The 13,294-nt window shown below is 70.0% G+C and carries 14 protein-coding genes and 1 pseudogene; 5 read left to right on the forward strand and 10 right to left on the reverse strand.

The annotated features are described in order from the left end of the window. Positions 1 to 103 precede the first annotated feature (103 nt). The 6 genes and pseudogenes from PV396_RS41700 to PV396_RS41725 all read right to left on the reverse strand — a co-directional run. Positions 104 to 757: a response regulator transcription factor gene (locus tag PV396_RS41700; protein ID WP_319213583.1), complete on the reverse strand. Its 654-nt coding sequence runs from the start codon at positions 755 to 757 to the stop codon at positions 104 to 106. Beyond that, positions 742 to 2,049, reverse strand: a complete 1,308-nt coding sequence (locus PV396_RS41705; protein WP_319213584.1) for a sensor histidine kinase — start codon at positions 2,047 to 2,049, stop codon at positions 742 to 744. Before PV396_RS41705 ends, PV396_RS41700 begins: the two co-directional genes overlap by 16 nt. Before the next feature lie 116 nt (positions 2,050 to 2,165). Continuing rightward, positions 2,166 to 2,765 carry a winged helix-turn-helix domain-containing protein gene (locus PV396_RS41710; protein WP_319213585.1) on the reverse strand — a complete coding sequence of 200 codons (600 nt, stop codon included), beginning with the start codon at positions 2,763 to 2,765 and terminating at the stop codon, positions 2,166 to 2,168. Between the two features lie 329 nt (positions 2,766 to 3,094). After that, a complete protein-coding gene (gene glnII, locus PV396_RS41715) occupies positions 3,095 to 4,123 on the reverse strand; it encodes a glutamine synthetase (protein WP_319213586.1) in 1,029 nt (342 codons plus the stop codon). 259 nt (positions 4,124 to 4,382) lie between these two features. Then, complete coding sequence (locus PV396_RS41720; RefSeq protein WP_319213587.1) at positions 4,383 to 5,054, reverse strand: hypothetical protein; 672 nt, start codon at positions 5,052 to 5,054, stop codon at positions 4,383 to 4,385. 116 nt (positions 5,055 to 5,170) lie between these two features. Then, positions 5,171 to 5,449 (reverse strand): annotated as a pseudogene (locus tag PV396_RS41725) (ArsC/Spx/MgsR family protein); the annotation flags it as partial. A gap of 502 nt (positions 5,450 to 5,951) precedes the next feature. Here PV396_RS41725 and PV396_RS41735 point away from each other — a divergent pair. Next, positions 5,952 to 6,260, forward strand: coding sequence for a hypothetical protein (locus PV396_RS41735; protein ID WP_307625557.1), 309 nt, complete (start codon positions 5,952 to 5,954; stop codon positions 6,258 to 6,260). A 299-nt stretch (positions 6,261 to 6,559) separates the two neighbouring features. Next, entirely contained in the window at positions 6,560 to 6,817 is a 258-nt protein-coding gene (locus PV396_RS41740) for a hypothetical protein (RefSeq protein ID WP_319213588.1), read from the forward strand. A 36-nt stretch (positions 6,818 to 6,853) separates the two neighbouring features. Here PV396_RS41740 and pspAB read toward each other — a convergent pair whose 3' ends face one another. Beyond that, positions 6,854 to 7,471, reverse strand: coding sequence for a PspA-associated protein PspAB (pspAB, locus tag PV396_RS41745; protein ID WP_319213589.1), 618 nt, complete (start codon positions 7,469 to 7,471; stop codon positions 6,854 to 6,856). A gap of 30 nt (positions 7,472 to 7,501) precedes the next feature. After that, on the reverse strand, positions 7,502 to 8,422 hold the full coding sequence (htpX, locus tag PV396_RS41750; protein WP_319213590.1) for a zinc metalloprotease HtpX: 921 nt from the start codon (positions 8,420 to 8,422) through the stop codon (positions 7,502 to 7,504). 312 nt (positions 8,423 to 8,734) lie between these two features. Between htpX and PV396_RS41755 the strand changes: the two genes are divergently transcribed. After that, positions 8,735 to 10,066 carry a chloride channel protein gene (locus PV396_RS41755; RefSeq protein ID WP_319213591.1) on the forward strand — a complete coding sequence of 444 codons (1,332 nt, stop codon included), beginning with the start codon at positions 8,735 to 8,737 and terminating at the stop codon, positions 10,064 to 10,066. A gap of 36 nt (positions 10,067 to 10,102) precedes the next feature. Here PV396_RS41755 and PV396_RS41760 read toward each other — a convergent pair whose 3' ends face one another. Further along, complete coding sequence (locus PV396_RS41760; protein ID WP_319213592.1) at positions 10,103 to 10,387, reverse strand: hypothetical protein; 285 nt, start codon at positions 10,385 to 10,387, stop codon at positions 10,103 to 10,105. Between the two features lie 316 nt (positions 10,388 to 10,703). Between PV396_RS41760 and PV396_RS41765 the strand changes: the two genes are divergently transcribed. After that, a complete protein-coding gene (locus PV396_RS41765; RefSeq protein WP_319213593.1) occupies positions 10,704 to 12,122 on the forward strand; it encodes a DUF2252 domain-containing protein in 1,419 nt (472 codons plus the stop codon). Between the two features lie 78 nt (positions 12,123 to 12,200). Here PV396_RS41765 and PV396_RS41770 read toward each other — a convergent pair whose 3' ends face one another. Then, positions 12,201 to 12,569 carry a carboxymuconolactone decarboxylase family protein gene (locus PV396_RS41770; protein ID WP_319213594.1) on the reverse strand — a complete coding sequence of 123 codons (369 nt, stop codon included), beginning with the start codon at positions 12,567 to 12,569 and terminating at the stop codon, positions 12,201 to 12,203. 172 nt (positions 12,570 to 12,741) lie between these two features. On the opposite strand from PV396_RS41770, the gene PV396_RS41775 reads away from it, so the two are divergent. Then, on the forward strand, positions 12,742 to 13,152 hold the full coding sequence (locus PV396_RS41775) for a hypothetical protein (protein WP_319213595.1): 411 nt from the start codon (positions 12,742 to 12,744) through the stop codon (positions 13,150 to 13,152). Positions 13,153 to 13,294 lie beyond the last annotated feature (142 nt).

Consider the following 13,294-nt stretch of genomic DNA (forward strand, 5'->3'; position numbering starts at 1 on the left):
GTAGGACAATTCATCCTCAACTCCGCCGGGGATACCGGGAGTTGCGGATCTCTTACGGCAAGTGTTCGGCCGGGGCACGGATATCTCCGAATTTGGCGTGCTTTCAACGCCCCTGGTCGAGATGGGCGAGTACCGCCAGGACGCGCCGGTTGTCGTCGTCCGACACCTCGAGTCCCAGTTTGGCGAAGATGTTCGACGTGTGCTTGGTGACCGCCCGCTCCGTGACAACGAGATGCCCGGCGATCGCCGCGTTCGAACGTCCCTGGGCCATGAGTTCCAGCACCTCCAGCTCCCGGGGCGTCAGCCGCCCCAGCGGCCGGCCGTCCCCGGCCCGCCCCGCCAGCAGCTGCCGGATCACCTGCGGATCCATGGCGGTACCGCCCGCCGCGACCCGTCGTACGGCGTCCACGAACTGTTCCGCGTCGAACACCCGGTCCTTGAGCAGATAGCCGACCCCGCCGTCCCCGTCGGCCAGCAACTCCCGCGCGTACAGCCGCTCCACGTGCTGCGACAGCACCAGCACCGGCAGCCCCGGCCGCGCCCGGCGGGCCCGCAGCGCGCACCGCAGCCCCTCGTCGGTGTGCGTCGGCGGCAGCCGTACGTCGACCACGGCGACGTCCGGGGCCAGTTCGGCGAGCGCACGGTCCAGCTCGGGGCCGGTCTCCACCGCCGCGGCGATCTCGAAGTCGTACGCCTCCAGCAGCCGGACCAGTCCGTCACGCAGCAGGAACAGGTCTTCGGCTAGGACAACTCGCAAGGAATCTCCATGGTCACCGTGGTGGGACCGCCAACCGGACTGCTGACGGCCAGGACGCCGTCGAATGTACCGAGCCGCCGCTCCACCCCGGCCAGCCCCGACCCGCCCCCGACCCGTGCCCCGCCCCGCCCGTCGTCGCGGACGGCGATCCGCAGCGAGCCGTCCGCATACCGCACGTCGACCGACACGCGCTCGGCGCCGGAGTGCTTGACGGCGTTGGTCAGTACCTCGCTCACCGCGAAGTACGCCGCCGACTCGACGGGCGCGTCCGCCCGGCCGTCCTCCACGTCCCCGGTGACCTCGGTGTCGACGGGCAGCCGCAGTGCCAACGCCCGTACGGCGTCGCCCAGTCCACGCTCGGCGAGCACCGGCGGATGGATGCCATGAATCAGGTCGCGCAGCTCGGCGAGCGCGTCGGCGGAGGACTGCCGGGCCCGCGCGAGCAACTCCCGTGCCTTCCGCGGGTTCTTCTCGATCAGCGCCTCGGCGGTCCCCAGATCCATCCCCACGGACACCAGCCGCGCCTGCGCACCGTCGTGCAGATCCCGCTCGATACGCCGGAGTTCGGCGGCGGAGCTGTCCACCGCGTCCCTGCGTGTCTGCGTCAACACCCGTACCCGCGCGGCCAGTTCATCGCGCTCGCCGCCCAACAACGCCCGGGTGGACAGGAAGTGGAACCGCAGCAGCGGGGGCGTCAGCCAGTAGGAGGAGACGAGGAGTACGGCCCCCAGGGCGCCGGCGGCGAGCGCGCTGCCCTGCCCGCCGATGGGCACGAACCCGTACCACCAGCCGACGTACGTCCCGTCCGTGAACACCCGCCAGCCCCCGAGGGCCAGCGCGAACCCCTCGAGGGGATAGAAGAGCAGCGCGGCCGGTACCAGCGCGGTGAGCGACCCGAGCAGCGCGTCGAGCGGCAGCCACGCCGACTCCCGCCAGGTCGCCGGATCACGCAGCACCCGCGCCCCCCGCCCCGCGTCCGCCGACGGCACCCGGTGCCGGGGAGGAATCCGCACCCCACCCCACCGCACGGCGACCAGCCGCCGCCAGTCGACCCACGCCCGCACCCACTTGACGACCACGGGAGTGGTGAGGAGACCGAGCCCCAGGACGGGCACGAGCGCGAGGGAGACGAGGAAGAGCACGAGGAGCGGCGTCGACACGGCGAGCGAGGCGACGGCCAGCAACAGGGCCCGCACCCCGGCGACCACGACCGTGCGAACCCGGTCCAGAACCCGAACCCGAACCCGAAGGTGAACTCGCGCGGAGAGGGTGTCGGCGCCGGCGTCATCCATGCGGTCAGTCTCGCCGAGCGCACCCTGCCGGGTCACGGGACCGAACACCCGTACAAGGGGGTGGTGTCAGCCCCACCCCCCGGTACGGGCGACCGGTCAGCGCACGCTCGGTTCGGTCAACGGGCGGTCGGGGGCGTGTACTTGTAGCCCACCCGCCGTACGGTCTGGATCGCCTGCCGGTGCTCCGCGCCGAGCTTGCGGCGCAGTCGGGCGATGTGGACGTCGACGGTACGGCCGTCCCCCACATGCCCGTAGCCCCACACCGTGGTGACCAGCTGGTCGCGGGTGTGCACCCGGCCCGGGTGGGCGACCAGGTGGGCGAGCAGTTCGAACTCCAGGTACGTGAGGTCCAGTGGACGCCCGTCGACCTCGGCGGTGCGCTGCACGTCGTCGACACGTACGAGGGGACGGTCGCCGTCGCCACGCGCCACCTCGGGGGCGGCCGAGGCGGGTTCGGGCGCCGGGAGCGCGAACGGCAGTACGGGAGGCTGCTGGTCGGCCGGTACGAGCACCAGGTAGCCGACCATCGGCGGCTGGCCCGGCAGCGTGGGCAGGGTGTGCGGGGGAGCCGGCAGCCAGGTGGCCCCCGGCGGCAGGAAGTCCGGGACGTCGATCACCTCGTCCCGGTCGACGGCACGCAGCCGGGCCCGGGCAGAGGTGCTGGGGGAGAGGGGAGCGAGAGGAGAGAGGGGGGAGAAAGTACGAGTGGTCGCCATGGCAGGTCAGCTCTTTCGCGCGAGGAGTTCGTCGGGGACGTACGTCGTGCGCGTGGGCCGAAGACCGAGAGGTACGGCGTCAGAGGGGCCGTACGGCTGGTGTTAGAGGGCCGACGCGTTCATCGCGCGACAACACACCCGGTCGAAGTCGTGGTGCTGGCGGGAAGGCCAGAAGGGCTCGAGGTCGTGGCGACCTGTCGCGATGCACTTCTGGAAGCTGGCCATGGGTCCATTGAAGCAGAGAAGGGGAGAGACGGAGAAGGGGTGTCCACCATGAGGTGGACACCCCTTCTCACTATCCGGGACGATCATCCTGGATCAGCTGAAACTCAGACCTGGCCGGCCTTCTCCAGCGCCGAGCAGCAGGTGTCGACGATCAGCCGCGTCACGACGTACGGGTCGACGTTGGCGTTGGGACGGCGGTCCTCGATGTAACCCTTGCCGTCCTTCTCGACCTGCCACGGGATACGGACCGAGGCGCCGCGGTTGGAGACGCCGTACGAGTACTCGTTCCACGGGGCGGTCTCGTGCAGACCGGTCAGGCGGTCGTCGATGCCGGCGCCGTAGTTCTTGACGTGGTCGAGGGGCTTGGAGCCCTCGCCGAGGGACTCGCACGCGGTGATGATCGCGTCGTAGCCCTCGCGCATCGCCTTGGTGGAGAAGTTGGTGTGCGCACCGGCGCCGTTCCAGTCGCCCTTGACCGGCTTCGGGTCCAGGGTGGCGGAGATGCCGAAGTCCTCGGCGGTGCGGTAGAGCAGCCAGCGGGCGATCCACAGGTGGTCGGAGACCTCCAGCGGGGAGACCGGTCCGACCTGGAACTCCCACTGACCCGGCATGACCTCGGCGTTGATGCCGGAGATGGCGAGACCGGCCTTGAGGCAGTTCTCCAGGTGGGCCTCGACGATCTCGCGACCGAAGATCTCGTCGGCGCCGACACCGCAGTAGTAGCCGCCCTGGGGGGCCGGGAAGCCGCCCTCGGGGAAGCCCAGCGGACGGGAGCCGTCGAAGAAGGTGTACTCCTGCTCGATGCCGAAGATCGGCTCCTGAGCGGCGAACTTCGTCGCGACCTCGGCCAGCGCGGCACGCGTGTTGGACGAGTGCGGCGTCATGTCGATGTCGAGGACCTCGCACATGACGAGGATGTCGTCGCCGCCGCGGATCGGGTCCGGGAAGGAGGCGACCGGCTTGAGCACGCGGTCCGAGGAGTGCCCCTCGGCCTGGTTCGTGGAAGACCCGTCGAAGCCCCAGATCGGCAGCTCGGCGCCCTTGGCGTCGTCGGCCAGGATCTTGGTCTTGGAGCGGAGCTTGGCCGTCGGCTCGGTGCCGTCGATCCAGATGTACTCAGCCTTGAAGGTCACGGGACCATCCTTCGGGTGTGTCTCTAGGCGCACTTGCGGGTGCTGCGGCGCTGCGGCACTGAGGCGCCGCTCTTTGATACCCGCGAGCCTGTCAACAGGCGATTTCCCGGTCGTTGCTCGAATGTGAACCCCGTGTTACCTGGTGTTCCTGTGGCGCGTCTCACGTGCGGAGAGAGTGCCAGAACGAAGCGGACGGGCCCTGCCGCCCCTGGCCGGGAGCGACAGGGCCCCTGTCCGAGCAGGTTTCAGCGCCGGGACGTCACCCCACCTTCTCGATCAGCGCCCGGCGGATCAGGAACTTGCCGGGCTCGCGTACCTGCTCGAAGGCCGCGTTGTTGAGCAGGGCGCAACTGCCGGAGACCGAAGTGACCTCGACGGTCGTCGACTTGTTGTTGTCCAGGTTGGTGACGCGCAACGTGGTCCCGGCGGGGAACTGGTTGCTGGACGCGGCCGGGGCCCCGCCCTCCCCGGACAGGGTGACGGTGGACCCGTCGCAGACCTGCTGACCGTCGCCGGGCACGCCGGGGTCGGCCGGCGCGTCCGGTGCGGCGGGCGGGGCGGTCTGGGCCGGCGACGAGGACTCGGCCCCGGGTACGGGCTCGGTGACGGGCTGCGTGATCTGGGAGTCCTGAGCCGACTCCCCAACCATGCACCCCGACGCCTCCTGCTGGACCTTGATCTGCGCGACGACCGCGTCACGGTTGGCGATCCGGGCGGCCGACTGGGCGTCGGGGGCGGCCCGTTGGTCCGCGATGAACTTCTGGTTGTTGCCCAGGGCGGTGGCGAGCCCCTGGCAGACGGTCGAATCGGCGGCGGTCTGCGCCGCGTTGGAGGTGGCCGCCATCGCGAAGGCGCCACCGCCCGCCACCAGCCCGGCACCGACCAACAGGGCGAGCTTCTTCTTCGTACTGACAGTTCTCCTGCGCGACATGCGCGCCTCCTGAAGAGATAGGGGAGCGTACGCCGCTATGTACGAGATACCGAACGAGGCTACTCAGCGGTCACCGGAGCCATCGAAGTGACGTACGTCACGCGGGATGACGTACGTCACGCGGGTGGACGCCGTGACATCGCGTCCCGCACGGCCTCCTCCGTACGGCCCACCACGGCGCTGCCGTCGTCGGCGGTGATGATGGGCCGCTGGATGAGCTTCGGATGCGCGGCGAGAGCCGCGACCCACCGCTTCCGATCCGCCGCCTCCCGGCCCCACTCCCGCACCCCCAACTCCTTGGCGACGGCTTCCTGGGTCCGGGTGATGTCCCAGGGCTCGAGCCCGAGACGGTCGAGCACGTCCCGGATCTCGGCCTCGGTGGGCACTTCCTCCAGTTGACATCCTCGCCTGCGTGAACGCAGGCGATTCCGGTCAGCACTGCTACGCGGTGCTCCCTCGGGTTCCTGCTTCATCGGCCCCTGCCACCCGAGGGTGGTCTGACAAGGTCTCCACAGGCTTGACGTCCCGCCAGTCCGGCGGTAGGTCCGCCAACTACGTTGCCGGACAAGGCGACTCTAGCAATGGCATTGCGGCTCTCCGGGCCGCTATGGGCAGGATGCCCTTCACCTCCCCCCTGAAGGGTGGAGCGCTGTGCAAGTGTTCGGTAGCGGCGGACGGTGTATTCGGCGCCCTCGGCGTCGAGCAGCGACAGGGCTCCACGGCACTTGGAGCAGGCCGGGTTGATCCAGATTTCCATGGGGCTCACGGTACGCCAGGGACCTTCCAAAGGCCTTGTGGCCAGGGCCTTTTGTCAGTGCCGGGTAGTAGAATAGAAGCAGTGTTCGAGGGTGTCGCCGGGGGTTCCGGCGCCACTCTGACCGCGACAGGAGGATGCCTGTGCCCGCTGCCGCTCTCAAGCCGTTGCCCACCCAGTCCACCGCGAGGAGAGGGGTCGTGCTCGACCTGCCGTACGCCCCCGTGGAGAAGCGCCCGCTGCCGCCGGGCCGCCCGCGCGAGTGGTACGTCACGCACAACCGCCGCCTCAAGGCGATGCGGCTCGCGATCGCCCTGCTCGACTCCGGCGTCCACATGCCGAACCAGGCCCGCAACGAGACGATCCGCAGCGCGGCGGACCTGATCGGCGTCCACCCGCCGTCGGACACGACGTGCCACATGGTGCGAGCCCTGATGCGCTACTCCCGCTGAACGCAAACGCCGAACGCTGAACGCTGAACGGAGCGACGGGTGTCCTGCTCACCGCAGGGCACCCGCCCGCCTTTCCGGGGCGCGCCGGTAATACGGATGCGCGGCCTCCCCCGCCGTCCCTACGCTGGGACACGCACGGCGAGCCGTTCAACCGCCTCCCGCCGCACAGGCACCACCTGGGCAACTCGGGGCTGATCTCTACGCACCGGCGGGTGGACGCCACCCCAAGCGTCCCGTCGGCTCGCACCGTCGCGCACCTCACCGCTCAGCCACCCACGCCACCCACAAGGAGTCTGGTCATGGGCACCTTGATCGTCTCCGCGACCGTCGTCCTGGTCGTCATGGGCTTCAACGACAACGTCCTGTGGCTCGCCGCCGCCGGCCTCGTCTTCGTCTACTTCCGCTACGGCCGCACGGGGAGCGGCTCGGCGGCACCCTCGTCCGGGGGTGGCACCCCGGCCGCCGGTTCCGCACCGGCCACCTACCGCGCCTACCGCCAGCGTCGTGACCAGCAGGCCAGGTGGGAGCGCCGCTACCGCCGCGAGCGGGGCCAGTAGGACCAGCAGCGGTAGGGGGTGTGCCCCCGGTCCGTCTCAGAGACCGGGGGCGCCCCACACCGGGAACCACCGGCTCAGATCGTCCTCGATCCGCAGATCGCCGGCCAGCGCGGCCCGTATCTGCAACTCCAGGGCGTTGTCCCGCCGTTGACGCTCACCGCGACCCTCGCGACCCTCGCCGTCCGCCGACGGAGCGAAGGGATAGAAGGTCCCGCGCTTGTACAGATAGACAAGCCCGAGCGGTACCACGTCTCCGCTGTCCGCGCGCTCGAACCAGAGCACCGAACACAGCAGTTGAGGCCCGAACCCGGCCGCCTCCAACGCGCTGTTGACCGCGTGCAGATCCCCGACGAGCGCCGGCAGCTCCTCCGCCCCGCGCCGCGACACCAGCCACGAGTACCCGTACTCGTCCCGTACGAGTTCCACCGGCGGCCCGGTCCGCTCCGCATCCGCGTCGAGCAGCGCCTGAACCTCCCGGCGTACGTCGTCGAAGGCCGCGCCCTCCACCGTGGCGAAGCACACCGCGCCCCCGCCCGTGGGCGTGAAGCCGGCCGCTGCCTGGAGCGTCACCGCGGCCGACGGCAGCCCGAAGAGCCGGTCGAGATCCGGCGCGACGGGCCTGGTGCGCCCCAGCAGAATGTCCAGCAACCCCATACAGCCACTCCCAGCCTTGCCGAGCCTCGTTCACTTCCCGGAACCGGGAGCCGCCGCCTCACCCAACTCGGCGGACATCCGCCCCAGTTGGTCGATCCGCTGCTCCAGACTGGGATGGGTGGAGAAGTACCGCGCCAGCCCCGGCTCCTTGCCGAGGGCGGGCGTGAAGTAGAAGGCGTTGAAGGCCTGCGCGGTCCGCAGGTCCTTCGACGGGATCCGCGCGATGTCGCCGGAGACCTTGGTGAGTGCGGAGGCCAGTGCCGAGGGGCGCCCGGTGAGCTGCGCGGCGGAGCGGTCGGCGGCCAGTTCGCGGTACCGGGACAGGGCGCGGATCAGCAGGAAGCTGATCGTGTAGACGGCCGCGGAGACACCCATCACCGCCGCGAAGACGACGGCGGTGTTCTGGTCCCGCCGGCCCCCGCCGAACAGCTGCGAGTAGAACGCGAACCGGACGATGAGCCCGGCGATGACACCGAGGAACGACGCGACGGTGATCACGGCGACGTCCTTGTGCGCGACATGGGACAGCTCGTGCGCGAGCACCCCCTCCAGCTCCTCCGGTTCCAGCCGCCGCAGCAACCCGGTGGTCACGCACACCACGGCGTGATCGGCGTTCCGCCCGGTCGCGAACGCGTTCGGCATATCCATGTCCGAGACGGCGACCACCGGCTTGGGCAGGTCCGCCACGGCACACAGTCGGTCGATCACCCCGTGCAGCTGTGGGTACTCCTCGCGCTCCACGACCCGCCCGCGCATCGCGAACAGGGCGACCCGGTCGGAGAACCAGTACTGGGCGGCGAGGAACCCCGCCCCGACCACCACGACCAGTACCCAGGACTTCAGCAGCACGATCAACGCGGCGACGAAGGCCACGTACAGCAGTCCGAGCAGAAACAGCGTGACCGTCATCCGCACGGTCAGTCGCCGGTCGCTGTGTATCCGGTTGGACATCCGCATCACCCCGCAGTCAGGCACTCGCCCCACTGTCAGTGTGCACCCGCCCTGTCCCATGAAGCGGTCGCGATCTGCCCTGGGCGGGGCAAAGGGAAACGGCGAGCGGCACGCTCGCCTCCGCTACGGCGGGCGGGCCGCCGTGAGGCGTCGGGGTCAACCGCACGGGCGGCGTCGAAATGCCCGCACGGGAACGTCGTGCCAGGCTCGCAACAGCGCCTGCCCGTCGTGTCAGGTGGCGGAGCGTTCCAGGTTCGCTGAACGCGGCTCCGGGACCCCGAGCGAGGTCAGCATCGTCTGGAGGCAACGCGCATGCCGGTCGCCACGGCGGGAACCGAGACCGCGTCACCGCCGGACCCGCGGGCCCTTCTCCGGAGCCGCGCGTACCTGGTGCTTCTGGCGATGTCCGCGCTGATCGGCGTGCCGGTGTCCGCGGCGGCGTTCGGCTTCCTCGCGCTGATCGGCGAACTTCAGCCACTGATCTACACGGATCTGCCCAAGTCACTGGGGTTCGACCGAACGCCACCGTGGTGGCCGTTGCCGCTTCTCGCCGTAGGGGGGTTGCTCACGGGGCTGGCGGTCAGGTATCTGCCGGGGTCCGGCGGCCATGAACCGTCGGCCGGGTTCAAGGCGGCCGGCCCGCCCACACCCATCGAGCTGCCCGGCATCTTCCTCGCGGCTCTGGCGACGCTCAGCTTCGCCGCCGTCCTCGGACCCGAGGCCCCCCTCCTGGCGCTCGGCGGCGGGCTCGCCGCCGGCACCGTGCGGATGGTCAGACGAAACCCCCCGGAGCAGGTGATCACGGTGCTGGGGGCGGCGGGCAGTTTCGCGGCCGTCAGCTCCCTGCTCGGATCACCGCTGCTCGGAGCGTTCCTCCTGATGGAGGCCTCGGGGCTGGGTGGGCCGATGATGGCGGTGGTGCTGGTGCCCGGCCTGCTCGCCGCGGGCATCGGCGCACTCATCTTCGTCGGGCTGGGATCCTGGACCGGCCTGGGCACCTACTCGCTGGCACTGAACGACGTCCCCAAGGCCTCGGACCCGACAGCGGCGGAATTCGGCTGGGCGCTGGTCATCGGAGTGTCGGCCGCACTCGTGGGCGTGGGAATCCGATGGCTCGCCGTCCGGCTCAGGACGCACGTCGAGAGACGACGGGTTCCGGCCACGGTGGTCATGGGCCTGGTCGTGGCGGGGCTGGCGATCGGCTATGCGGAGGGCACCGGCAAAACAGCGACCGACGTGCTGTATTCGGGGCAGACGGCGCTGGATCCGCTCCTCAGGCACAGCGCCGGGTTCTCGGTGGGAGCCTTGTCGCTGTTGGTGCTGTGCAAGGGCCTGGCCTACTGCGCGTCGCTCAGCTGTTTCAGGGGAGGCCCGATCTTTCCCGGGATGTTCGTGGGGGCGGCGGGCGGCATCCTGTTCTCGCACCTGCCGGGGCTGAGTCTGGTCGCGGGGTTCGCGATGGGCGTCGGGGCCATGAGCGCCGCGATGCTGGGGCTTCCGATGGTCTCCGTCCTGCTCGCCACGCTGCTGATCGGAGCGCAGGGGCTGACCGTCATGCCGCTGGTGATCGTCGCGGTCGTGGTCTCGTACGTCGCGACGGCGAAGCTGGCGCCTCATCGGCAGGAGCAGCCGCCACAGCGTTAGCCGCCGCAGCCAGGGGAACCTGCGAGCGGCCGGCTTCTAGCGGGCGAGCGACCCGTTGTGGGAGTGGGACGCGGACTGCCACGCCTGCGCACCTGCCCTGGAGGCCTCTTTGGCCTGCTGCCACTTCTCGGCCACCTGCTGGGCCCGGGGCATGTCCATGTCGTGGATCATGCGCCGACCTGCGGTAAGCACGGCGAAGGCACCGACCGCCATACCGGCGCATGCCACCACGGCGCCGGCCGCGGTCAGCACGGCACCGATCCTGACGAGCCGGATGTCGATGTCGATCGTCCGACGGGACTGCTGGTCGTGCTGGTTCATGACTTCACCATCCAACGGGGGGGGGAACCGCCTCGTGACCGCCGCTCCCTGACGTATGGCCAAGAAGCCCTCGCGAGGGGGCCGGGGTGCCCCGGCCCCGGGCCGCCAGGGTTCTCGAACGGGGATATGCTCTATTTTAGGCCGTTTTCTCATTGGCTCGGCAAAATCGGAGCACGCTCCGGGCAACCGTGGCCGTGGGCCCCGGTTGTGGCACCGGTCGAGGCAAGGCCGCTGCGGGGCATCGGAGCGGTCGATCCCCGCTGACGGCCGTCGCCGGGATCCCGCGCGGCGGTGTCCACCCCCTTGGAGCGGCACCATGACCCCACACCACCTCGACGGATACGCGATACGGGACCACACCCCGCAGGAGAGGGCCGCGCTCGGCAAGGCCGCGCGGAAATCCGTACCCCGTAGCAGTCACGCCGAGTTCGACCCCGGACCGAAGCGGCCGGACCCCTTGGAGATCATCGAGAAGCAGTCGGCGGCCCGGGTACCCGAACTCGTACCGATCCGCTACGGCAGGATGACCGAGTCGCCCTTCCGCTTCTACCGGGGAGCGGCCGCCATCATGGCCTCCGACCTCGCGGACACGCCGAGAACGGGAATCACGACCCAGCTGTGCGGCGACGCGCACATGCTGAACTTCCGGCTGCTGGCCTCGCCGGAGCGCCGCCTCATGTTCGACATCAACGACTTCGACGAGACGCTGCCGGGCCCCTGGGAATGGGACGTCAAGCGTCTGGCCGCCAGTTTCGTGATCGCCGGCCGACTGAACGGCTTCAGCACCAAGGAGCGGGCCAAGATCGTACGGGCGGCCGTGCGGTCCTACCGCGAGAACATGCGTGCCTTCGCCGAACTCGGCAACATGGCCGTCTGGTACGCCCAGTTCGACGTGGACTGGGTACGTGAGCGGTTCGGGGCGGATCTGTCCGCGCGGGGCCGTGACCGCTGGGCGCGGGCGGTGCGGAAGGCGCGTTCGCACGACACCCAGCAGGTTTTCGAGAAACTCACCCACGTCGTGGACGGCAAGCGGCGGATCACCCCCGATCCACCGCTGATCACCCCCCTCCAGGACCTGATGACGGAGGCCCGACGCGCCAAGCTGGAGCAGCTGATCCGCCGGCTCATCGAGCGCTACGGCCAGAGCGTGCAGTCGGACCGGCGCTTCCTCCTGGAACAGCACCGGGTCGCCGACATGGCGCGCAAGGTGGTCGGCGTCGGCAGCGTGGGGACCCGCTGCTGGATCGTGCTCCTGCTGGGCAAGGACGACGAGGACCCGCTGTTCCTGCAGGCCAAGGAGGCCGACGAGTCGGTGCTGGCACCCCACGTCGGGGGCAGCGTCTACCGGAATCAGGGCGAGAGGGTCGTCTCCGGGCAGCGGCTGATGCAGGCCACCAGCGACATCCTCCTGGGCTGGGAACGGGTCGAGGGGCTCGACGGCCGGCGACGGGACTTCTACGTACGGCAGTTGCGGGACTGGAAGGGGGTCGCGGTGGCCGAGGACATGGTGCCGCGGGGCATGCGCACCTTCGGCGCGCTCTGCGGCGCGACCCTGGCCCGGGCCCACGCGAGGTCCGGCGACCGGATCGCCATCGCCTCCTATCTGGGTGGCGGCGACTCCTTCGACCGGGCACTCGTGACGTTCGCGGAGACCTACGCCGACCAGAACGAACGGGACCACCAGGCACTCGTCGACGCCGTCCGCAACGGGCAGGTGGCCGCCGAGCCGGCCTGAGCTACGCCACGCGGGAAGGGCGTGACCTCCGCTCGGAGGTCACGCCCTTCCCGCGTGGCGTATGGCGGTACGCCGAATTCACATGGCCGACCCGGCGGCGTCCCCGCCCTCGTCGTGGTCCAGGGCCAGGCCGAAGGCCTCCCCGATGCTTCGCGCGGCGGACACCACGCGGGCGCTGCCGACCACCGGGGCGACCGCCACGAGAACACCCTGAACCCTCTCCAGGGGCACGCCGAGCCCTTCCGCGGCGCCGACGTTGAGCATGTACGAGGCAGGGGAGGCGTCCATGGCCACCAGCGCCGCGATGCGTGCCAGCAGATAGGTCTCGGGGTCCAGCCCCGATCGCTCGAACGTGTCGAGGGTCATCTGGACAAGTGTTTCGAACACGGGGGCGTCCGCCTCAGCGAGGGCGCTGACGCCGGCAGTTCCCATCATTTCGTCGGCCATAACCGGCTCCTTCTGCAGCGGGTGTGGTGTCGCTGTTCCTGGAATCCCAGGTCATCAGCGATCCGCCTCGCAGGCTTCACCCGCCACGGGTGATCACGCCGGGCGTGGCCTCCGGCACGCTCGGAAACGCGGCACATGTGTCGCGTCTCCCTCAGGAAGTGAGGAATCCGTTATGGCCACCACGACCCACCACCGCAGCATGGACAGGGCACCGGCAGGCGCCGGCGGACTGGTGACGTTCGCCGGCGTCATGCTGTTCATCGCCGGCATCCTCGACCTGTTCCGGGGCATCATGGCGATCGCCGACGACGACGTCTACGTGAACACCCCGAACTACGTCTTCAAGTTCGACCTGACCAGCTGGGGCTGGATCCAGCTCGTCCTGGGCGTGATCGCCATGTCTGTCAGCGCCGGCCTCTTCTCGCGCGCCACGTGGGCCCGGGTCGTCGCGGTCGGCATCGCGGGGCTGCTGATCATCGCCAACTTCCTGTCGATCCCGTACTACCCCGTCTGGTCGCTCACCCTGATCGCGCTGTACGCCTTCGTCATCTGGGCCCTGTGCGTCGTGCGGCGGGAGGACTGAAGCGGCGCTCCGAAGCACCCCGCCCGAGGTGAGGAGGGGGAGACCTGCTCTCCCCCTCCCGCCGTACGAGGTGGCTGTGAGCTGCGGAGACAACAGAGGGTGATCGTCTGAGATGCGCGGGAGCGCCGGCGCTGTTTCGCTG

The organism is Streptomyces sp. ME02-8801-2C, from assembly GCF_033793965.1.
In the GTDB taxonomy this organism is placed as follows: Bacteria; Actinomycetota; Actinomycetes; order Streptomycetales; family Streptomycetaceae; genus Streptomyces.